The organism is Streptomyces sp. AC627_RSS907, from assembly GCF_019049165.1.
The window spans coordinates 25,737-46,970 of sequence record NZ_JAGMUE010000137.1; the positions used below are offsets into that span (position 1 = coordinate 25,737).

The window sequence follows — 21,234 nt, forward strand, 5'->3', positions numbered from 1 at the left end:
CAGACGCTGCCGGCGAAGGACGGCTGGGCGTCCCACGGCACCGGCACCACCGGCGGGGCCGCGGCCGACGCGGAGCACGTGTACACCGTCACCACCTGGGCCGAGTTCAGGGCCGCCCTCGCCGTGGAGGGCACCGCACCCAGGATCATCAAGGTGAAGGGCACCGTCGACGCCGTCGCCGAGGGCTGCGAGGCCTTCGCCGCACCCGGCTACGACTTCGGCGCCTACCTGGAGAAGTACTCCCCCGAGAACTGGGGCCTGGAGACCGACCTGAGCGACGAGCCCGACGACAGCCCCGAGGGCCTGCGCCGCGCCTCCGCCGCCCGGCAGGACCAGACCATCAAGGCGAACGTCCCCGCCAACACCACGATCATCGGCGTCGGGCGGAACGCCGGACTCAAGGGCGCCAGCCTGCAGATCAAGGGCGTCGACAACGTCATCGTCCGCAACCTGACCCTCGAGAGCCCCGTGGACTGCTTCCCGCAGTGGGACCCCACCGACGGAGGCAAGGGCAACTGGAACTCCGAGTACGACAGCGCCGTCGTCCACGGCTCCACCCATGTCTGGCTGGACCACAACACCTTCACCGACGGTGAGCATCCCGACAGCGCGGCGCCCACGTACTTCGGCATGCTGTACCAGCAGCACGACGGCCAGCTCGACGTCGTGCGCGGCGCCGACCACGTCACCGCGTCCTGGAACGTCTTCACCGAGCACGACAAGACGATCCTGATCGGCAACAGCGACGGCGAGTCCACCGCCGTCGGCGACCGCGGACACCTCAAGGTGACCTTCCACCACAACCTGTTCAAGAACCTCGTCGAACGCGCGCCCCGCGTCCGCTTCGGCCAGGTCGACGTCTACAACAACCACTTCGTGGCCGGCGAGGACTACGCCTACAGCTTCGGCGTCGGCAAGGAGTCCCAGCTCGTCGCCGAGCACAACGCCTTCACCCTGCCGGACGGCGTGAGCCCCGCGAAGGTCCTGAAGAAGTGGAGCGAGGCGCCGGTCACCGCGGCGCACAACCGGGTCAACGGCCGCGCCGTCGATCTGCTCGCCGTGCACAACGCCGAGATCCCGGGCGAGACCCTCCAGTCGGGCGCGGGCTGGACGCCCACCCTGCGCACCTCGGTCCTGCCGGCCCGGGTGGTCCCCGCCGTCGTCGACCACGGTGCGGGCGCCGGCCGCCTGCGCTGACGCCCGTCCACGAACCGGGCCGGGGCGTCCGCACCGCCCCGGCCCTCCGGCCCCGCACCCGGCACGCACCTCGAGGAGAAACCGCATGCACCGACCCGCCCCGTCCCGCAGAGGCTTCCTCCTGGCGACCGCCGGCGCGGGCGCCGCCCTCGGCCTCGCGGCCGGCCCCGCCACCGCCGGCGCCCGGCCGCGCCCGCGCCCCTTCGGCCGGTACGGCTCACCGGCCGCCCGCCACACCCCGAGGACCCTGTACGTCGACCCGCACGGCCGCGGCGACTTCACCTCCGTACAGGCCGCCGTGACCGCCGCCGCGGGCAGCGGCTGGACGCTGGTCCTCGCCCCCGGCACCTACCGCGAGACGGTCCTCGTGGACGCCGACCGCACCGGGGCGACCTGGATCGGCGCCTCGCAGGACCCGCGTGACGTGGTCATCGTCCACGACAACGCGGCCGGCACCCCCAAGCCGGACGGCTCCGGCACCTACGGCACCAGCGGCTCGGCCACCACCACCGTGCGGGCCGACGGCTTCACCGCCCGCTGGATCACCTTCGCCAACGACTGGCTGCGCGCCGACCACCCCGGCGTCACCGGCACCCAGGCCGTCGCCCTCAAGGCCATGGGCGATCGCACCGCCTTCCACCACTGCCGCTTCCTCGGCCACCAGGACACCCTCTACGCCGACACCCGTGACCTCGGCCTCTTCGCCCGCCAGTACTACGCGCACTGCTACGTCGAGGGTGACGTCGACTTCGTCTTCGGCCGGGCGACGGCCGTGTACGAACAGTGCCACTTCCGCACCCTCACCCGTACCGACCTGGCGGGCGCCCCCTACGGCTTCGTGTTCGCGCCGTCCACGGCGGGCGCCAACCCGCGCGGCTACCTGGTGACGCGCGGCCGCGTCAGCAGCGAGGCCCCCGACGGCCACTACAAGCTGGCCCGCCCCTGGGTGCCCAGCTCCGACACCACCGCCCGCCCGATGCTCACCGTGCGCGAGACCCACCTCGGCGCGGGCATCGACGCGGTCGCGCCCTACGCCACCATGCGGGACGCGCACCCCTGGCAGGAGCAGCGCTTCCGGGAGTACCGCAACACCGGTCCCGGCGCCGCGATCACCGTCCCGGAGAACCGTCCCCGGCTCACCCGCGCCGAGGCCGCGTCGCACACCCGGGAGGCCTACCTCGGCGACTGGCGGCCGTATGCCCGGCGGTGACCTCACCGGTGCTCCGCCCGGTGGTCCCCCCGGCGCCCTGCCCGGCTTCCACGCGGCGCTCAAGGAGGAGCTGACCTTCCCGCTCGCCTGGGGCACGTCGCCGGTGCGGGACTTCGGGGCGTGGCGGCGGGCGGCCCGCGCCAAGGTCGAGGAGCACCTCTTCGTCGACCGGCAGGACGACACGCCGTACGCCCCGGAGTCCACCGCGCGTTCGGACGGCGACGGGTACACGCGCGAGCTGGTCACCCTTTCCCTCACCCGCTATGGACGGGTCCGCGGCGCCCTTCTCACCCCGCACGGCACCGGGCCCTTCCCGGGCGTCCTGCTCCTGCACGACCACGGCTCCCGGTTCGACATCGGCAAGGAGAAGCTGGTCCGGCCCTGGTACGACGACACCCGGCTCGCCGCCGCCGAGGAGTGGGCCGGCCGGCACTTCGACGGGCGGTTCCTCGGCGACGAACTGGCCCGGAGCGGGTACGTGGTGCTCTGTCTGGACGCCCTGGGCTGGGGCGACCGCGACCCGCTCACCTACGAACGGCAACAGGCCCTCGCGAGCAACCTCTTCCACCTCGGCAGCTCGCTGGCCGGGCTCCTGGCCCGCGAGGACCAGCGCGCCGCCGGCTTCCTGGCCGGCCTCGACCGCGTGGACGCCCGGCGGGTCGCGGCCGTCGGCTTCTCCATGGGCGGCTACCGCGCCTGGCAGACCGCCGCCCTGAGCGACGACGTCGCCGCCGCGGTGAGCGTGTGCTGGATGACCGGCCTGAAGGGGATGCTGGTGCCCGGCAACAACACCCTGCGCGGGCAGTCGGCGTTCCACATGCTTCACCCGGGGCTCGCCCGGCACCTCGACCTCCCCGACGTGGCGAGCATCGCCGCGCCGAAGCCGATGCTGTTCCTCGGCGGCGAACAGGACCCGCTGTTCACCGCCGAGGGCGTCCGCGCCGCCCACGCCAGGCTGCGTGCCGTCTGGCGGTCCCGCGGTGCCGCCGACCGGCTGCGCGCCGAGACCTGGCCGGGCGTCGGGCACGCCTTTCCGCGGCGCATGCAGGACGAGGCCTTCGCGTGGCTGGCGTCGGTCACCGCCGCACCGGCCTGACCGGCGCGACCCGGCACGTCAACGGGGGGCACCCCCGCCGGTCGTCACCGGCGGGGGTGCCCGAGGGGCCGCCCGAGCGGGCTCGGACGGCGCACCGGCCTGGGGGGCGGGCCGGCGGATCAGGGGTGCTCGGTGGTCACTCGTAGCGGATGTCCGAGCTGGTGAAGTCGCACGTCTTGCCGTACGGGCCGACCGGGGAGAGCTTCTTGGGCTCCTTGCCGGTGTTGTTGCCCTGGAAGCGGACGCAGGTCTCGATCTTCTTCTTGCCGTCGCCGTGGATACGGACGTTGCGCAGGGAGGCCGTGTCGCCGTAGTTCTCGTTGACGCCGACGAGCGACTTGCCGGGCGCGGTGATGTCCACGTCGTTGATGACGATGGTGCGCTTGTACTGCTTCTTGCAGTTGCCGCACGAGCGCACCAGCTTGCCGAAGTTCTCGACCTGGAACTTCGAGACGACGAGCTTGCCCGCGCCGTTGAACTGGAGCACCTTGTCGTCGGCGTTCCTCGCGCCGCCGCCCCGCACCGTGTACACCGCCGAGGCCGACGTGCCCTTGAAGCTGGCGGCGTCCTCGCCGACGTCCAGCCACCACACGTTCTGCAGCGTGCAGGAGCCCTTGCAGTGGACGCCGTCGGCGGCAGGGGTGCCGATGATGACGTTCTTCAGCGTGGCGCCGTCCGCCAGCTCGAAGACCGGGTCCTGTCCCTCGTCCTGGCTGTCACCGCCCAGGGCGCCGGTGCCGTAGAACTTCTTCATCCCGCCGTCGTAGGTGCCCTTGACCGGGATCGTCGACGAGACGGGCTTGCTGCCGGTGTCCTTGGGCCAGGACGACGCGGCACCCGCGGTGGACAGCATCGTCGTGGTGACGATCGCCGCACCCGTGAGCCCGAGGGCGGCGGTGCCCGCGATCACCGCCCGCCGCTTGGTGACCCGGCGGCGGTGGCGGACGCGCTGTTCGGCTCGTGCAGTCATGCCCATGTTCCTTGCGTGGGGAGAGGATCTTTGCGCTTCCTGGTCGCCACGGGTGCGGAAAGGGTTGCCGTGCCTTCGGATCTTTTTCACGCCCGTTGTCGGGCCCCGTCGTCACGGGCCGTCGTCACGCCCCGTCGTCACGGGCCGCCGTCACTGGTCGTCGTCGCGGGGCGCGAAGTCGCCCTTCACCGAGAGCCGTTCGGACGACGGGGCCGTGGCCGTCGCGGTGTAGCGGTCGCCGCCCGCGTCCCGGCCGCCGCGCTCGTGGTTGTACTGCCCCGCGAACATCCACTCGCCCGCCGGGACCGTACGTCCCCGCTTGAGCGTCCACCGGTAGACGAGGAAGCCGTCCCGCTCGTCCACCGTGAACGTGAAGTCGCCCTCGGGCAGCGACCGCCAGGCGCCGGTGGAGGCGACCGAGCCGGTCTGCGCGACCTTCAGCTCGACGGTGAGCGCGGTCAGGGGCTCACCGGTCTTCAGAGTGACGTTGCTCTGCGCCCAGAAGTCGTTGCTGTGCGGGTCCACCGAGCCGTCCGACCACAGGGGGCCGTCCTCGACGGCCGAGGCGGGCGGCCGGGCGGTCGCGGTCGCGGTCGCCGTTGAGGACGGCGGCGAGGAGGACGCGGGGGCGTCCGGGGCCGTCGACCCGGGCGCGGTGCTGGGCGACGGGTCGGCCGGCGGGGCGGGCGCCCGGCTGGAGGTGCCCTCCGGGGACGGCGTGGGCGTCGGCGAGGTGGCGACCGAGCGCTGCGGGGGAGCGTCGTCCTTCACGGCGGACGCGACCGCGTAACCGCCGATCGCCAGCACGCCCGCCACCGCGGCCGTCGCACCGGCCACCCGGGCCCAGCCCAGCAGCGGCGGACGCGTCGCCCGGTGGAGCCCGGGGCGTGCCTGCCCGGCCATGCCGCGCTCGACCCGGGCCAGGATGCGCGCCCGGTCGGGCTCGTGCGCCCCGGCCGCCTCGTGCAGCCGGGCGCGCAGCTCCTCGTCCAGGTCCCGCTGCCCGGTCATCGGTTCCTTCCCACGGCCTCACCGCTGCGCGCGATCGCCGCGTGCACCTGTTTCGGAGCTCCCTGCGTGCCGAGCAGCCGCTGCAGCTCGGCCACTCCCTTCGACGTCTGGCTCTTCACCGTACCCACCGAGACGCCCAGGGCGAGCGCCGTGTCCTTCTCGGAGAGGTCGAACGCGTGTCGCAGCACCACGCACGCCCGCTTGCGGAACGGCAGCCGGCGCAGCGCCTCCCGCACGTCCACCACGCCCGCGACGTCCGGGTTCTCCGTCTTCTCCTCGCGCTGCGACCAGAACAGGGCGACCCGCCTGCGCTCGCGCACGGCGGTGCGGATGCGGGTACGGGCGAGGTTGGCGACGACACCGCGGGCGTACGCGACCGGATGGTCGGCGGCCCGCACCCGGTCCCAGCGGTGCCACAGCGCCAGCAGCGCGTCCGCCGCGAGGTCGTCGGCGGCGTCCGGCTCGCCCGTGAGCAGGTGGGCGAGCCGGGCGAGTTCGGCGTAGTGGCGCTCGAAGAAGGCGTGGAACTCCACGGAGGCGGCGTCGTCGACGACTGTGCCCACGGGCGGACTCTCCTCGCAGCGGCTTTCCCGACGTCGAACAGCCGTGCGCCGGGCCGGAACCCGGAACTGTAGCAGCGTTCGACGCACCGGCCGTACGGTGCGTCGAACACCGCATGACGGGCCGAACCCGCCGAGGGAAACTAGCCCTTGAGCGCCGCCTCCATCATCGCCTTGGCCACCGGGGCCGCCAGGCCGTTGCCGCTGACCTCGGAGCGGGCCGCGTCGGACTGCTCGATGATGACCGCCACGGCGACCTCCTCGTCCGACGAGTCGGACTGGGCGTACGAGGTGAACCAGGCGTACGGCGTCTTGCTGTTGTTCTCGCCGTGCTGGGCCGTGCCCGTCTTGCCGCCGACGGTCGCGCCGGGGATCTGCGCGTTCGACCCCGTGCCCTTCTCGACGACGGTCTGCATGGCCGACCGCAGTTGCTCCGCGGTGGAGGCGCTGACGATCCGCTTCGAGTCCGGGTCGGTGTGGTCCTCCAGGACGTCGCCGCCGCTGTCGGTGACCTGCGACACCATGTGCGGCGAGACCAGCTCGCCGCCGTTGGCGAGGGCCGCCGAGACCATGGCCATCTGGAGCGGGGTCGCCGTCACGTCGAACTGACCGATGCCCGTCAGGGCCGTCGACGACCGGTCCATGTCCTTCGGGTACACGCTGGTGTAGGCACGCACCGGCACGTCCTGCGACGCGTCGTTGAAGCCGAACCTCTCCGCCATCGCCCGCAGCTTCTCCTGGCCGAGGTCGACGGCCATCTTCGCGAAGACGTTGTTGCACGAGTACTGCAGCCCGGTGCGGATCGTGGCGTTCTCGCAGGGGGCGCCGGGGTTCTCGTTGGTCAGAACGGTCACCGTGCCCGGCAGCGTGTACGGGTTCGGACTGTCGGTCCTCTCGTCCACCGACGAGTACAGCCCGTCCTCCAGCGCGGCCGCCGCCACGACCAGCTTGAACGTCGAGCCCGGCGGCAGCGGCTGGCGCAGCGCGCGGTTGGTCAGCGGCTTGTCCGGGTCCCCGGTGAGCTTCTTCCACGCCCCGCCCGCGGTGTTGGCGTCCGTGAGGGACGTCGGGTCGTACGACGGCGTCGACACGACCGCCAGGATCCTGCCCGTCCTCGGGTCGATCGCGACGGCGGCGCCCTTGGTCTCGCCCAGCGCCTCGAACCCGGCCCGCTGCACCTCCGGGTCGATCGTCGTGACGACGTTGCCCGGCTCGGCCCGCTTGCCGGTGATCGTGTCCGTCACGGTTCTCAGCCGGGGGTCGGTGCCGTTGAGCAGGTCCTGGTAGATGCCCTCCAGCTGCGTCGGCGCGTACGCCTGCGAGGCGTAACCCGTCACCGACGCGTACAGCTCGCCGTTCTCGTAGGTGCGCTTGTACGCGAGGTCGCCGCCCTTCGTCGGCGCCGAGCCGGTGACCGACCGGCCGGCCACGATGATGTTCCCGAGCGGCTCCGCGTACGTCCTGATCGCGTTGCGCCGGTTGTCCTTGTCGTCCGCGAGTGCCTGGCCCTCGAAGAACTGCACCCAGCTCGCCCTGACCAGCAGGGCGAGCACCAGGAGCAGCGCGAAGACCGATGTGCGCCTGATCGTCTTGTTCATCCCGCTGACAGGACGAACGGGCGCGGGCGAATCGTTCCCGTGCGCCCCGTTTTCTCATCGTCCGTTCATGAAGCCGGCGTCACCGGACCGGCCCCGCGAGGTGCAGCACGACCTCGTCGATCTCCTCGCCCCGGGCCGCGGCGAACCCCCGGGCGTGGGCGCTGGTCACGAACCCGCACTTCTCCAGCACGCGCCGCGACCCGGCGTTGTCCGCCGCCGCCCGCGCGTACAGCGGGCGGTCCGGCACCTCGGCGAGCAGGGCCCGCAGCGCCGCCGTGGCCACACCCCGCCCCCAGTACGCCCGGTCCACCCAGTACGTCACCTCGCGCTCGCCCGGCTCCCCGTACACCGCCGCACTGCCGATGACGTCACCGTCGCCGAGGATGGTCCGCACGACGTCGGACGACGCCCGGATCTTCCTCCAGTGGGCCTCGAAGGCGTCCCGGTCGGCCGGGTCCCGGGGGGTGAAGGCGGCCATGCGCAGGGACTCCGGATCGTTCATCTGCCGGAAGAAGACGGGCAGATCGCTGTCGTGGACCTCGCGCAGTGCGATGTGCATGGCTCAGAGCCTACGCGTGGCCAGCGTCAGCCGGTCCCGCGCGTCGAAGAGCGCGTCCTTCACCATCTGCTCGTGCGCGGGCGTCAGCCGCGCCACCGGCACCGAGCAGCTGATCGCGTCCCGCGCGGGGGTGCGGTAGGGGACCGCCACGCCGAAACAGCGCAGCCCCAGCGTGTTCTCCTCGCGGTCCACGGCGAAGCCCTGCTCCCGTACCTGGTGCAGCTCCTCGATGAGCTTCTCCCGGTCCGTGATGGTGTGCTCGGTCAGCGCGGGGAGCGTTTCCGGCAGCATCTTGCGGACCTGCTCGTCGGTGTACGTGCTCAGCAGCGCCTTGCCCAGCGAGGTCGAGTGCGCCGGCAGCCGGCGGCCGACCCGGGTGAAGGGCCGCAGGTAGTGCTGCGACTGGCGGGTGGCGAGGTAGACGACGTTCGTGCCGTCCAGCCGGGCGAGGTGGATGGTCTCCGTGGTGTCGTCGGAGAGCCGGTCCAGCGTCGGGCGTGCCGCCGCGACCACCTCGTCGCCGTCGATGTACGACGTGCCGACCAGCAGCGCCCGTACGCCGATGCCGTACCGCGTGCCCGTCGCGTCCGTCTCCACCCAGCCCAGCTCGACCAGCGTGCGCAGCAGCATGTAGAGGCTGGACTTGGGGTAACCGACGGCCTCCTGGACCGACGCGAGGGAGTGCATGCCGGGGCGTCCGGCGAAGTACTCGAGCAGTTCAACCGTCCGCACGGCGGACTTGACCTGCGCTCCGCCCCCCGTCTCGCCAGCCGACATCGCCCTTGACCCCTTCGTTCGACGAGAAGCTGAAGATATAGTCTCCAGAGCATATTCATCATCAGAGACAGCGTTCAGTATATCGAACAACTCTGATGCAGAGCACGTTCCGATGCAGCACACGTTCCGATGCAGAGCACGTGGAGGGACCCGCGGTGGCAGCAGCACCAGTCTGGAGTGTCGACCCCCGTACCGGGAAGCAGCGCGAGCAGGTCGCGGTGGAAGCCACGGCCCAGGAGGTGGACGCCGCCGTCGGCGCCGCGCACGCCGCGCGGGACGCGCTCGCCGACCGCGCCGTCCGCGCGGCGTTCCTGCGCAGTGCCGCCGACGAGCTGAAGGCGGCCGAGAGCGCCCTCGTCGAGGCGGCCGACGCGGAGACCGCCCTCGGCCCGGTCCGGCTCACCGGCGAGCTCGCGCGCACCTGCTACCAGCTGCGCGCCTTCGCCGACATCGTCGATGAGGGCGAGTTCCTCGGTGTCGTCATCAACCACCCCGACGACACCGCGACCCCGCCGATCCCGGACCTGCGCCGCTACAAGGTGCCGCTCGGGGTCGTCGCCGTCTACTCGGCCTCCAACTTCCCCTTCGCCTTCTCCGTCGCCGGCGGCGACACCGCGAGCGCGCTCGCGGCCGGCTGCCCGGTCGTCGTCAAGGCGCACCCCGACCACCCGGCGCTGTCCGAGCTGGTCGCCGCTGCGCTGCGCCGCGCCGCCGCCCGGCACGACATCCCCGAGGGCGTCCTCGGCCTGGTGCACGGCTTCGAGGCGGGCATCGAGCTGATCAAGCACCCGCTGGTCGCCGCGGCCGGCTTCACGGGGTCCATCCGCGGTGGCCGCGCGCTGTTCGACGCGGCGGCGGCGCGTCCGGTCCCGATCCCCTTCCACGGCGAGCTGGGCTCGCTGAACCCGGTCGTCGTCACCGAGGCGGCGGCCGCCGAGCGGGCGGAGGCGATCGGCGCGGGGCTGGCCGGTTCCATGACGCTGGGCGTCGGCCAGTTCTGCGTGAAGCCCGGCCTGGTCCTCGTACCGTCGGGTGCCGCCGGTGACGGCCTGGTCAAGTCCCTCACGGACGCGGTCGGCGACACCGACGCCGGTGTGCTCCTCGACCACCGCATGCGGGACAACTTCGTCGCCGGTGTCGCCGAGCGCGCGGCGCTGCCCGACGTGGACTCGCCGGTGACGCCGGGCTCGGGCGGCGAACACACCGTCAGCCCCGGGTTCCTGACCGTGCCGGCCGGGCGGCTGACCGCCGAGGGCGAGCACGACCTGCTCCTGGAGGAGTGCTTCGGGCCGGTCACCGTGGTGGCCCGCTACGAGGACGAGGCCGAGGTGCGGGGTGTGCTGTCCCGGCTGCCGGGGAACCTCACGGCGACCGTGCAGCTCTCCGCCGAGGAGGCGGCGGGTGAGGGGCGCGGTGCGGAGATCTTGGCGGAACTGACGCCGCTCGCCGGGCGGGTGCTGGTCAACGGCTGGCCCACGGGTGTCGCCGTGGCCGCGGCCCAGCACCACGGAGGGCCGTACCCGGCGACGACGTCGACGTCCACCTCGGTGGGCGGGACGGCCATCGAGCGGTGGCTGCGGCCGGTCGCCTACCAGGGGACGCCGGAAGCGCTGCTGCCGCCGGAGCTGCGGGACGACAACCCGCTGGGTCTGCCCCGGCGGTTCAACGGCCGGCTGGAGCGCTGAGGCTCATCCCGCGCTCGGCTCCAGGCCCGCGTCCCGGGCCAGGAGCGCCGCCTGGACCCGGTTGCCGCAGTCGAGCTTCGTCAGGATGCGGCTGACGTACGTCTTCACCGTGGCCTCGCTCATGTGCAGCCGGGCACCGGCGTCCGCGTTGGACAGGCCCTCGCCGAGCAGGGCCGGCACGTCGCGTTCCCGTTCGGTGAGGCCCGCCAGGCGCCGGCGGGCCTCCTCGGCGCGCACCGCGGCGGGGGAGGCGAGGGTGTCCACCACGTGCCGGGTGGCGGCCGGCGACAGACAGTCTCCACCGCCTCCCGGCCGTCCCGCGCCTCGGCTGTCCACGTCGCTATCCTGCGTTGCGTGACGGACGAACGTGAGACCGGAGACCGGGTGATCCACACCGTCCTGCCCGCCGAGGTGGAGACCGTGGCCGCCCTGCACGTCCGTGCCCGGGCGACGTACTACCCGGACGGGCTCCCCGACGACGGCTACGACTGGGCCGCCGCCTGGCGCACCGCCGTGGAGCGGACCGACGGGCACGTGCTGTGCGCCGTGGAGCGGGGGAGCGTCGTCGCCGTCGCGTCCTTCCGGGCCCCGGAGGACGCCCCGGACGGCACGGTCAAGCTGTACCAGTTCCACGTCGCCCCCGAGCACTGGCGCTCCGGCATCGGCACCGCCCTGCACGCCGCCTGCGTCGAGCAGTGGCGGGCCGACGGCAGGCGGACGGCCGTCCTCGACGTCCACGTCGACAACCGGCGCGCCCAGGCCTTCTACGCGCGCCGGGGCTGGGTCCCCGACCCGGAGCACCCACCGGCGCGCGGCGACCACCACCTGTTCCTGCGCTTCGACGTGCCGGGGGAATGAGACCGGCTCGTTGACGGTTCACGTACGGGCGGAGAAGGCCTCCGCACCCGTACGACCTGGAGAAGAGCCGAGACATGCGCGTCGAGATCTGGAGCGACATCGCCTGCCCCTGGTGCTACGTGGGAAAGGCCCGCTTCGAGAAGGCGCTGGCTGCCTTCCCGCACCGTGAGGGCGTCGAGGTGGTCCACCGGTCGTTCGAGCTGGACCCGGGACGGGCCAAGGACGACGTCCAGCCCGTGCTGACGATGCTCACCGCGAAGTACGGCATGAGCGAGGCACAGGCGCAGGCCGGTGAGGACAACCTCGGCGCGCAGGCCGCCGCCGAGGGGCTGGACTACCGCACCCGGGGCCGCGACCACGGCAGCACCTTCGACATGCACCGGCTGCTGCACCTGGCCAAGGAGCAGGGCCGCCAGGACGCACTGCTGGACGCGCTCTACCGGGGCAACTTCGCCGAGGAGCGTTCCGTCTTCGACGACGACGAACGGCTCGTGGACCTCGCCGTCGGCGCCGGGCTGGAGGCGGACGCCGTCCGCGCGGTGCTCGCCGACCCCACCGCCTATGCCGACGAGGTACGCGCCGACGAGCGCGAGGCCGCGCAGCTCGGTGCCACGGGCGTGCCGTTCTTCGTGCTCGACCGGACCTACGGCGTTTCCGGCGCCCAGCCCGTCGAGGTCTTCGCCCAGGCACTGACGCAGGCGTGGGGCGAGCGCACGCCCCTGAAGCTCATCGAGGACGGGGCGGCGGAGGCCTGCGGCCCGGACGGCTGTGCGGTGCCCCGGCAGTGACGTGCCTGGCGGGAGCCCATACATAAGGGTTTCTTTGAGAAATCGCGCAGAAATGCGCAATGGACGGGGAGGTCCCGGGGCAGCACAGTGGTGCCATGGAGAACTTCGAGAACCTCGTCCGTGCCGAGTTCGCCCCGAAGAACACGTACCTCAACACGGCCGCCACCGGTCTGCTCCCCGCCCGGACCCTCGTCGCGATGCGTGACGCGGCGGCGTCCGCGGCGGCCGGTCAGCCGTCCGACATGTTCGCCGACGTCGAGGCGTGCCGTTCCGCCTTCGCCCGGCTCGTCGGTGTCCCCGCCACCCGGGTCGCGGCCGGCGCGTCGGTCGCCACGTTCAGTGGACTCGTCGCCGCCGCACTGCCCGAGGGGGCCGAAGTCCTCACCGCGGAGGCCGACTTCAGTTCCCTGGTGAACCCCCTGTACACGCGGGGCGACCTCAAGGTGCGCAGCGTGCCGCTGGAGCGGATCGCCGAGTCGGTGGGGCCTCGGACGGCGCTCGTCGCGGTCAGCACCGTCCAGTCCGCCGACGGACGGATCGCCGACCTCGCGGCGCTGCGGGACGCCGCCCGGACGCACGGGGCACGGACGCTGGTCGACGCCTCGCAGTCGAGCGGATGGCTGCCGCTGGCCGCGGACGAGTTCGACTACGTGGTCGCCGTCGCCTACAAGTGGATGCTCTGCCCGCGCGGTGTCGCCTTCCTGGTCGTGCCCGCGGACCTGGGCGGACTGACGCCGCTGTTCGCCGGCTGGGCGTCGGGCGAGCGACCGTGGGACAGCTGCTACGGACCCGTCGAGGAACTCGCCCACTCGGCACGGCGGTTCGACGAGAGCCCCGCCCTCTTCTCCTACACGGGCGCCCGGCACTCCCTGGCCCTGATCGAGGAACTCGGCGTGGACGCCGTGCACGCCCACGACACGGCCCTCGCCGACCGGTTCCGCGAGGGCCTGGCCTCCCTGGGCCACGAGCCGGTGCCGGCGCCGGGCTCCGCGATCGTCTCCGTCCCCGGACTCGGCCACCGGCAGGACGAACTGGGCCGGGCCGGGGTCCAGGTGTCGGACCGGGCGGGCAACCTGCGGGCCGCCTTCCACGCGTACAACACCGCGGCGGACGTCGACCGGCTGCTGGACGTGCTGACGGACTGACGCGGCCGGACTGACACAGCCGGACTGACACGGCCGGGCCGGGACAGCCGGGCCGCGCGGCATACGGGCAGGGGCCTCCCGTCCCACACGAGAAGGCCCCTGCCCGAGTCTTCGGACGCGGCTCACCGCACCGGTGTGAAGTCCCGCGCCCCGATGCTGTGTTCCTCCGGGGGGCGACCCCCGGGCCCCCGGCCGGGACGGCTCATCGCACCGGCGTGAAGTCCCGCGCCCCGATGCTGTGTTCCTCCGGGGGTCGACCCCCGGGCCCCCGGCCGGGACGGCTCATCGCACCGGTGTGAAGTCCCGCGCCCCGATGAACTCCGGTCGCCGGATCGGGGCCGCGAACGGCTCGACCGCCGTGTTCTCCACGCTGTTGAACACGATGAACACATTGCTGCGCGGGAACGGCGTGATGTTGTCGCCCGACCCGTGCATGCAGTTGCAGTCGAACCACGTCGCCGAGCCGGCCTTGCCGGTGAACAGCTTGATGCCGTACTCCGAGGCCATCTTGGTCAGCGCCTCGTCGGACGGCGTCCCCGCGTCCTGCATCTGCAGGGACTTCTTGTAGTTGTCCTTCGGCGTGGCCCCCGCGCACCCGAGGAACGTCTTGTGCGACCCCGGCATGATCATGAGACCGCCGTTGGTGTCGTAGTTCTCGGTGAGCGCGATCGAGACCGAGATCGTGCGCATGTTCGGCAGGCCGTCCTCGGCGTGCCAGGTCTCGAAGTCCGAGTGCCAGTAGAAGCCGCTGGCCCCGAAGCCCGGCTTGACGTTGATCCGGGACTGGTGGACGTAGACATCCGAACCGAGGATCTGCCGGGCCCGGCCGACCACCCGCTCGTCACGCACCAGATTCGCGAAGACCTCGCTGATCCGGTGCACTTCGAAGACGGACCGGATCTCCTTGGACTGCGGCTCCACGATCGACCGCTCGTCCGCCCGGACGGCCGGGTCGGTGACGAGCCGCTGCAGCTCCCGCTGGTAGACCGCGACCTCGTCCGGCCCGATGAGCTGGTCGATGGCGAGGAAGCCGTCGCGGTCCAGGGCCTGCAGGTCACCGGCCGAGACCGGACCGGGCGTGTCCGGGGAGCCCCAGACGACCGGGTCCTGTCGCGGGGTCGCCACCTCGGTGGCGCCGCGGGTGGGGTAGAGATCGGTGACGTTCGTGGTCGTGGTCACGGTGACTCACACCTCCTCGGTAAGCAGCGGGTAGACGCCGTTCTCGTCGTGGTCCTCCCGTCCGGTCACGGGCGGGTTGAAGACGCAGATGCAGTGGAAGTCCTCCTTGACCTTGAGCGTGTGCCGCTCATGACCGTCGAGGAGGTACATGGTGCCGGGGGTGATGTGGTACGTCTTCCCCGTCTCGCGGTCGGTCAGCTCGGCGTCGCCCTTGGTGCAGACGACGGCCTCGATGTGGTTGGCGTACCACATCGACGTCTCCGTACCCGCGTACAGGATCGTCTCGTGCACGGAGAAGCCGACCTTCTCCTTGGCGAGGACGATGCGCTTGCTCTCCCACGTGCCGGACGCCGATTTCACGTGCCGGTCGGTGCCTTCGATCTCCTTGAACGAACGGACGATCACGGTGTTGCGATGCCTCCTAGGTGAAGGATGTGCGAGGGTCCCCGGGGCCCTCGGCCGCACGGGCCGAGGGCCCCGGACGTGCGGTCGGGTCAGGCGGTCTCGCGGACGGCCCGGGCGAGGGTCTTGAGCCCCTCGTCCAGCTCGTCGGGCGTGATGGTGAGCGCCGGGAGCAGCTTGACGACCTCGCTCTCGGGGCCGGACGTCTCGATCAGCAGCCCGAGTTCGAAGGCGCGCCGGGCGACCTCGCCGGCGCGCTCCTTGTCGTGGAACTCCAGGCCCCAGACCAGGCCGCGGCCCCGGTACTCCTTGATGTCGGCGAGGTTCTCCTCGGTGATGGCGATCATGTGCTGCTCGACCTGCTCGCCGCGGGTGCGGGTCTGCTTCTCCATCGCCGACCCGTCGGCCCAGTACGTCTCCAGCGCGGCGGTCGCCGTGACGAAGGCGGGGTTGTTGCCGCGGAAGGTGCCGTTGTGCTCGCCCGGCTCCCACACGTCCAGCTCGGGCTTGAACAGGCACAGCGACATGGGCAGGCCGTAGCCGCTGATCGACTTGGAGACGGTGACGATGTCCGGGGTGATGCCCGCCTCCTCGAAGGAGAAGAAGGCGCCGGTACGGCCGCAGCCCATCTGGATGTCGTCGACGATGAGCAGCATGTCCTGGCGCGCGCACAGCTCGGACAGGGCGCGCAGCCACTCGGGCCGGGCGACGTTGATGCCGCCCTCGCCCTGCACGGTCTCGACGATCACGGCGGCCGGCTTGTTGAGGCCGGAGCCCTGGTCCTCCAGGAGCCGCTCGAACCAGAGGAAGTCCTCGACGGTGCCGTCGAAGTAGTTGTCGAACGGCATGGGCGTGCCGTGCACCAGCGGGATGCCGGCGCCGGCCCGCTTGAAGGCGTTGCCGGTCACCGCGAGGGAGCCGAGCGACATGCCGTGGAAGGCGTTGGTGAACGACACGATCGACTCGCGTCCCTTCACCTTCCGCGCCAGCTTCAGCGCGGACTCCACGGCGTTGGTGCCCGTCGGGCCCGGGAACATGACCTTGTACGGCAGGTCGCGGGGCCGCAGGACGATGTTCTGGAACGTCTCCAGGAAGCGGCGCTTGGCGGTGGTCGACATGTCGAGCCCGTGCGTGACGCCGTCCCGTTCCAGGTAGTCGATCAGCGCCCGTTTCAGGACGGCGTTGTTGTGCCCGTAGTTGAGCGAGCCCGCTCCGGCGAAGAAGTCGAGGTACTCGTGGCCGTCCTCGTCGTACATGCGGCTGCCGTGCGCACGGTCGAAGACGGTGGGCCAGCCGCGGCAGTAACTGCGCACCTCGGACTCGACGGTTTCGAAGACGCTGAGGTCGGGCTGGGTGATGGTCACGACGAATCGCTCCTCGTGGGTGAGGGTGGGAGAGGAAGGTCGTACGGATCCGGCGGAACCGGTGCGGTCCCGGGCGGGAAGTCTGGGGGCCGGACGGTCAGGGACGCGGGTCCGGCCGGTCCGGAGGGCCGGAGGGCTTCGTGTCAGCGGCCGGCGGCGGAGAGGGGGCCGATGCGATGCAGCACCTCGGGCTCGTGCGGTCCGTCGGGGAACAGGCCCGTGTCGAACAGCACCTCGCGCTCCAGCCGGGCGCCATGCCGCTCGGCGAACGAGGTGAACAACCGCTGGGAGGCCGTGTTGTCGGGTGAGATGGTGGTCTCCACGAACGCCGTCCCGCACTCCGCGGCGGTCCGGGCGGCCAGCTCGTCCAGCAGTGCGGCCGCGAGCTTCCGTCCACGGTAAGCCTCGTCCACCGCGACCTGCCACACGAGCAGCGTGTCCGGCCGGTCCGGCCGGAGGTAGCCGGTGACGAAGCCGACCGGCACGCCGTGCCCGTCGCGGGCGACGGCCGACGTGGCGGCGAAGTCACGGCACCAGAGCAGATAGCTGTAGGACGAGTTCAGGTCGAGGACCTTGGAATCCCTCGCTATCCGCCACAGGGCGGCTCCGTCGGCCACTTCCGGGCGATCGATTCGCAGGTCTGCTTGCGCGGCGGTCATGCAAATTGAATTTACCCAGTGGAATTAAAAAATGCATCGCCGGATGAGGTTACGCATGGACGCCTCGTGTGTTATCACGCGGGCGCGTGCTCCCGCGCGAGGGGGTGGCGGTTTGGTGGTAAATGACCGGTGTAAAACGCGCAAAACAGGCGCCATGTGTAACGGGTCACAATCATGTGACCCGTCGGGAGGTGTATGCGGACCGGTGTTCCGGCTTCGTTGAATCGGTGGGTTTAAGGCCGCGAAAACCGGGCAGGAGAATACTGGAAGCCTATCGGAAGGTAATTGCCGAATTTAAATGTTCCAGGGCTCCGGCAATTACCTCGAATTCACGCTCCCGTAAAGCCGGCCGTGGACGGGCGGTCCCAGGTCTCCGTGACGGCCCGACGGGCCGCCTCCGGGTCGGTCTTGAGGCCCTTCTCGGTCAGCGCGGCACCCAGTGCCGCCAGGCAACCCCGCACGGCCTCGGGCGTGGCGTCGGGCCCGTAGTGGTTGACGCGGATCATCTCCTTGGCCAGCGCGCCCCCGCCCGCGGCCAGTGGCAGTGCCGGGTCGGACTCCAGCGCCCGGGCCACCAGCTCCGAGGCGTCCAGGTCCGAGGGGACCCGCAGGGTCGTCGCCACCGGCGCCGCCTCGCGGGCCGCGTGGACGTACGGCTCCAGGCCGCCGCCCAGCGCGAGCGCACCGGCCCGGGTGGCCGCCGCGGCCGACGCGTGCCGCGCCATCACGGTCTCCAGGCCCTCCGTCTCGATCCGCTCGACGCACGCCTCCAGCGCCAGCATCTCCAGCTGGGCGGGGGCGTGCAGCAGGGCCTTGCGGCCGCCGTCGATCCACCGCTCCTTCCAGTCCAGCAGGGAGAGGTACGACCGCCGCGGCGCCCGTGGGTTGGCCGCCATCCGCGCCCATGCCCGCTCGCTCACCGACACCGCCGACACCCCGGCCGGGCCGCCCATCGCCTTCTGCGCCCCGATGACGCACAGGTCCACGCCCCACGCGTCCGGCAGCACCGGCTCCGCGCCCACCGACGCCACCGCGTCCAGGTAGAACAGCGCGCCCTGCTCCCGCACCGCCTCGCCGATCTCCGCGACCGGGTTGGTGTTCCCGGTCGCCGCCTCCGCGTGCACCAGGGACACGAAGTCGATCTCCGGGTGCTCGGCGAAGGCCGCGCGGACCGCGTCGGCCGTCACGGCCGTGTGGAACGGCACCGAGAGGTCGTGCACGGTCGCACCGCAGTCCCGCAGCCAGTTCCCGAACGTCTGCCCGTACGGGCCGGTGACGACGTTCAGCGCGACGGTGTCCGGCCCGGCGGCGGCGCGGATCGCGCCCTCCAGCGGCAGCAGGGCCTCGCCCTGGGTGATCAGCACGTCCTGCGTGGTGCCGAGCAGGCGCGCGACCCGGTCCTCGATCGCGGCGAAACGGGCGGCGCCCAGCGGGGGGAGGTCCAGGAAGGGGTGGGTCACGGCGGTGCTCTCTTCGCTCACTGCGGGGGACGGAACGGTCGGGACCGAGAGTATCCCCAGCGCACCGGGCCACCCCGCCCGGAGGGCGTCCGTTGCGACACCCCCACGGTCGGAACCGCGGCTTCCGTCATCGGCCGGAGGCTCGTCGGACGACGCACGGCGACGCACGGCGACGCACGGCGATGGACGGCGATGGAGGCCGATGGAGGCCGATGGACGCCGAGGGACGGGGGACACGGACGGGGCTCCCGGAGCCCCCGCGGCCCCGTCTAAGGTGCGGGCATGAGCGATCACACGGTGCTGCACGTGAAGGGGCGGGTGCTCGTCGGGCCGGAGGACGAGGACGTCCGCGACGAGCTGTGGGTGATCGACGGCCGGATCTCGTACGACCGCCCGACCGGCGCGGCCGACGTCCGCACCGTCGAGGGCTGGGTGCTGCCCGGCCTGGTCGACGCGCACTGCCACGTCGGCCTCGACCAGCACGGTGCGGTCCCCGAGGACGTCGCCGAGAAGCAGGCGCTGACCGACCGCGAGGCGGGCACCCTGCTCATCCGCGACGCGGGCTCGCCCTCCGACACCCGCTGGATCGACGACCGCGAGGACCTGCCGAAGATCATCCGGGCCGGACGGCACATCGCCCGCACCCGCCGCTACATCCGCAACTACGCCTGGGAGATCGAGCCCGAGGACCTCGTCGCGTACGTCGCCCAGGAGGCCCGGCGCGGCGACGGCTGGGTGAAGCTGGTCGGCGACTGGATCGACCGCGACCTCGGCGACCTGTCCGCCTGCTGGCCGCGCGGCGCCGTCGAGGCGGCGATCGCCGAGGCCCACCGCCTGGGCGCCCGCGTCACCGCCCACTGCTTCGCCGAGGACTCGCTGCGCGATCTGGTCGAGGCCGGCATCGACTGCGTCGAGCACGCCACAGGACTGACGGACGACACGATCCCCCTCTTCGCCGAGCGGGGCGTCGCCATCGTGCCGACGCTCGTCAACATCGCCACCTTCCCCACGCTCGCCGACGGCGGCGAGACCCGGTACCCGCGCTGGTCGGCCCATATGCGCCGGCTCCACGCGCGCCGTTACGAGACCGTGCGCAACGCCTACGACGCGGGGGTCCCGGTCTTCGTCGGCACCGACGCGGGCGGCTCGCTGGCGCACGGCCTGGCGGCGGCGGAGGTCGCGGAACTGGTCACCGCCGGCATCCCGCCCGTCGAGGCGCTGGCCGCGACGACCTGGGCCGCCCGTCGATGGCTCGGCCGTCCCGGTCTGGACGAGGGCGCGCCGGCCGACCTGGTGGTGTACGACCAGGACCCGCGCGCGGACGTGCGCGTGCTCGGCGCTCCGCGCCGGGTGGTGCTGAACGGGCGGGTCGTCGGGTAGCCCCCACGGGGGAGTCCGGGGAACACCCGTACCGGCGAATTCGAAAGGGCTGGCGGAAACCTCACGAAGGGGTGAAGTGCCCTGGGATCGCTGACGGTTCGGCATGCGCGGGGCCATTCTTTCCGGGTCCCGATCATGTCGCTCATGCGTGCTCCGCACGCATGTCTCACTGGGAGTCCCACCACCTTGAACGGCAACACCTTCCGCATGCCCGCACGCCGCCTCGTCACCGTCGCGGCGGCCACGGCCCTGGCCGCGGGCCCCGCCGCCCTGGCCGGCGCGGGCACCGCCCGGGCGACCGACGGCCACGGCCGCGCGAGCGCCACCGTCCTGCGCACCGGGCTCGACGTGTCCCTGCTCAACAAGACCGTGAACGTCCCGCTCACGGTCACCCTCAACGAGGTGCAGGCACCCGAGAGCGCCCGGAAGACCGCGCTGACCGTCCGACTGGACGGCGTCGACCGGGGCAGGCCCTTCAGCGTCCTGCGCGCCGACGTGGCCGACGCCGAGGCGACGGCGACCGCGGAGAAGTCCGAGGGCCGCACCCATCTGGCCCACGCGAGGCTCCACGTCCCCGGCCTGCCCCTGCTCTCCGTCGTCGAGGTCGAGGAGGTCACCTCCAGGGCGGCCTGCGAGGCCGGGAAGAAGCCGGTCGCCGAGGCCGACCTGCTGGGGCCGGTGACGGTCCTCGGCAAGAAGGTCACGCCGACCGTCGGCGGGACGACAGAGGTGAAGGTGCCCGGCGTCGGCGAAGTGCGGCTCGATCTCTCGAAGAGGGAGACCACCTCCCGCACGGCCGCCGCCACCGCGCTCGAACTCAAGGTGTCCGTCGACCCCCTGGACCTGAACGTCGCCGAGGTCGACGGCACCCTCACCCTGGCCCGGGCGACCTGCGAGGCGCCGACGGCCCCGGCGGCAGAGGCCGGAAAGCCCCCCGCGAAGGCCGAGGAACCGCCCGCCGAGCAGGGCGGACAGGCCGAGCAGGCCGAGCAGGCAGCCGGACCGGCTGCCGCGCCCGCGGCGGGCGTGCGGGCCCAGGGCGGAGCCCGCGCCGGAGCCGGCCTGGCCGAGACGGGCGGCAGTTCGGCGACCCCGTACATCGCCGCCGGAGCCGCCGCCCTGGTCCTGGCGGGCGGCGGAGCCCTCCTCCTGGCCCGCCGCAGGCGCGGCTGACCGCGAAGGGGGCGGCGCCCGCCGCGGACCGGGGGTACGCGCCGCACGTCACGTCACGTCCCGGCGGGACGGCCGGGCGGCGGCCGGCCCCGCCCGCCCCGGTCCGGGGCTGCGACCGCCCGTTCCAGTGGCTGCGGGAGGGCGTCCGTTGTGGTCCCGGTTC

At 72.4% G+C, this 21,234-nt stretch carries 20 protein-coding genes and 1 pseudogene; 9 read left to right on the forward strand and 12 right to left on the reverse strand.

Going from position 1 to position 21,234, the window contains the following annotated elements; translation table 11 throughout:
• The 3 genes from KUM32_RS27745 to KUM32_RS27755 form a co-directional block, all read left to right on the forward strand.
• Positions 1–1,197 (forward strand): polysaccharide lyase family 1 protein (locus KUM32_RS27745; RefSeq protein WP_217144713.1); only part of this gene is annotated, 1,197 nt, incomplete at its 5' end.
• Positions 1,198–1,282: 85 nt separating this feature from the next.
• Positions 1,283–2,407, forward strand: coding sequence for a pectinesterase family protein (locus KUM32_RS27750; protein WP_217144714.1), 1,125 nt, complete (start codon positions 1,283–1,285; stop codon positions 2,405–2,407).
• On the forward strand, positions 2,394–3,503 hold the full coding sequence (locus KUM32_RS27755; RefSeq protein ID WP_217144715.1) for a dienelactone hydrolase family protein: 1,110 nt from the start codon (positions 2,394–2,396) through the stop codon (positions 3,501–3,503). The genes KUM32_RS27750 and KUM32_RS27755 overlap by 14 nt, the downstream gene beginning before the upstream one ends.
• Before the next feature lie 136 nt (positions 3,504–3,639).
• On the opposite strand, the gene KUM32_RS27760 is transcribed toward KUM32_RS27755, so the two are convergent.
• The 6 genes from KUM32_RS27760 to KUM32_RS27785 all read right to left on the reverse strand — a co-directional run bounded on the left by KUM32_RS27760 (position 3,640) and on the right by KUM32_RS27785 (position 8,978).
• Positions 3,640–4,473, reverse strand: coding sequence for a pectate lyase (locus tag KUM32_RS27760; RefSeq protein WP_217144716.1), 834 nt, complete (start codon positions 4,471–4,473; stop codon positions 3,640–3,642).
• 150 nt (positions 4,474–4,623) lie between these two features.
• Positions 4,624–5,484, reverse strand: a complete 861-nt coding sequence (locus KUM32_RS27765) for a hypothetical protein (RefSeq protein WP_217144717.1) — start codon at positions 5,482–5,484, stop codon at positions 4,624–4,626.
• Entirely contained in the window at positions 5,481–6,047 is a 567-nt protein-coding gene (locus KUM32_RS27770; RefSeq protein ID WP_217144718.1) for a SigE family RNA polymerase sigma factor, read from the reverse strand. The genes KUM32_RS27765 and KUM32_RS27770 overlap by 4 nt, the downstream gene beginning before the upstream one ends.
• A gap of 140 nt (positions 6,048–6,187) precedes the next feature.
• Positions 6,188–7,642, reverse strand: a complete 1,455-nt coding sequence (locus tag KUM32_RS27775) for a penicillin-binding protein 2 (protein WP_217144719.1) — start codon at positions 7,640–7,642, stop codon at positions 6,188–6,190.
• Between the two features lie 79 nt (positions 7,643–7,721).
• Positions 7,722–8,201, reverse strand: a complete 480-nt coding sequence (locus KUM32_RS27780; RefSeq protein ID WP_217144720.1) for a GNAT family N-acetyltransferase — start codon at positions 8,199–8,201, stop codon at positions 7,722–7,724.
• A gap of 3 nt (positions 8,202–8,204) precedes the next feature.
• Positions 8,205–8,978 carry an IclR family transcriptional regulator gene (locus tag KUM32_RS27785; protein WP_217144721.1) on the reverse strand — a complete coding sequence of 258 codons (774 nt, stop codon included), beginning with the start codon at positions 8,976–8,978 and terminating at the stop codon, positions 8,205–8,207.
• A gap of 155 nt (positions 8,979–9,133) precedes the next feature.
• Here KUM32_RS27785 and KUM32_RS27790 point away from each other — a divergent pair, with 155 nt between their 5' ends.
• Positions 9,134–10,663 (forward strand): aldehyde dehydrogenase (NADP(+)), encoded by a 1,530-nt coding sequence (locus tag KUM32_RS27790; protein WP_217144722.1) that lies wholly within the window; start codon positions 9,134–9,136, stop codon positions 10,661–10,663.
• A 3-nt stretch (positions 10,664–10,666) separates the two neighbouring features.
• Here KUM32_RS27790 and KUM32_RS27795 read toward each other — a convergent pair.
• A pseudogene (locus KUM32_RS27795) lies at positions 10,667–10,966 on the reverse strand (response regulator transcription factor); the annotation flags it as partial.
• Between the two features lie 51 nt (positions 10,967–11,017).
• Between KUM32_RS27795 and KUM32_RS27800 the strand changes: the two are divergent.
• The 3 genes from KUM32_RS27800 to KUM32_RS27810 all read left to right on the forward strand — a co-directional run bounded on the left by KUM32_RS27800 (position 11,018) and on the right by KUM32_RS27810 (position 13,454).
• Positions 11,018–11,521 (forward strand): GNAT family N-acetyltransferase, encoded by a 504-nt coding sequence (locus tag KUM32_RS27800; protein ID WP_217144723.1) that lies wholly within the window; start codon positions 11,018–11,020, stop codon positions 11,519–11,521.
• 74 nt (positions 11,522–11,595) lie between these two features.
• On the forward strand, positions 11,596–12,309 hold the full coding sequence (locus tag KUM32_RS27805) for a DsbA family oxidoreductase (RefSeq protein WP_217144724.1): 714 nt from the start codon (positions 11,596–11,598) through the stop codon (positions 12,307–12,309).
• Between the two features lie 59 nt (positions 12,310–12,368).
• Complete coding sequence (locus tag KUM32_RS27810) at positions 12,369–13,454, forward strand: aminotransferase class V-fold PLP-dependent enzyme (RefSeq protein WP_217144725.1); 1,086 nt, start codon at positions 12,369–12,371, stop codon at positions 13,452–13,454.
• 282 nt (positions 13,455–13,736) lie between these two features.
• On the opposite strand, the gene thpD is transcribed toward KUM32_RS27810, so the two are convergent.
• From thpD to KUM32_RS27835, 5 genes are all read right to left on the reverse strand, one after another.
• Positions 13,737–14,633, reverse strand: coding sequence for an ectoine hydroxylase (thpD, locus tag KUM32_RS27815; protein ID WP_217144726.1), 897 nt, complete (start codon positions 14,631–14,633; stop codon positions 13,737–13,739).
• 6 nt (positions 14,634–14,639) lie between these two features.
• Positions 14,640–15,038: an ectoine synthase gene (locus KUM32_RS27820; RefSeq protein WP_217144727.1), complete on the reverse strand. Its 399-nt coding sequence runs from the start codon at positions 15,036–15,038 to the stop codon at positions 14,640–14,642.
• 89 nt (positions 15,039–15,127) lie between these two features.
• The gene (gene ectB / locus KUM32_RS27825; protein WP_217144728.1) at positions 15,128–16,399 is read right to left on the reverse strand and encodes a diaminobutyrate--2-oxoglutarate transaminase; all 1,272 of its coding nucleotides are present in this window, start codon (positions 16,397–16,399) and stop codon (positions 15,128–15,130) included.
• Between the two features lie 143 nt (positions 16,400–16,542).
• Positions 16,543–17,058 (reverse strand): diaminobutyrate acetyltransferase, encoded by a 516-nt coding sequence (gene ectA, locus KUM32_RS27830; protein WP_217144729.1) that lies wholly within the window; start codon positions 17,056–17,058, stop codon positions 16,543–16,545.
• A gap of 329 nt (positions 17,059–17,387) precedes the next feature.
• The gene (locus KUM32_RS27835) at positions 17,388–18,518 is read right to left on the reverse strand and encodes an aminotransferase class V-fold PLP-dependent enzyme (protein WP_217144739.1); all 1,131 of its coding nucleotides are present in this window, start codon (positions 18,516–18,518) and stop codon (positions 17,388–17,390) included.
• A 282-nt stretch (positions 18,519–18,800) separates the two neighbouring features.
• Here KUM32_RS27835 and KUM32_RS27840 point away from each other — a divergent pair, with 282 nt between their 5' ends.
• Positions 18,801–19,898 carry an amidohydrolase family protein gene (locus tag KUM32_RS27840; RefSeq protein ID WP_217144730.1) on the forward strand — a complete coding sequence of 366 codons (1,098 nt, stop codon included), beginning with the start codon at positions 18,801–18,803 and terminating at the stop codon, positions 19,896–19,898.
• A 186-nt stretch (positions 19,899–20,084) separates the two neighbouring features.
• Positions 20,085–21,071, forward strand: a complete 987-nt coding sequence (locus KUM32_RS27845; protein WP_217144731.1) for an SCO1860 family LAETG-anchored protein — start codon at positions 20,085–20,087, stop codon at positions 21,069–21,071.
• Positions 21,072–21,234 lie beyond the last annotated feature (163 nt).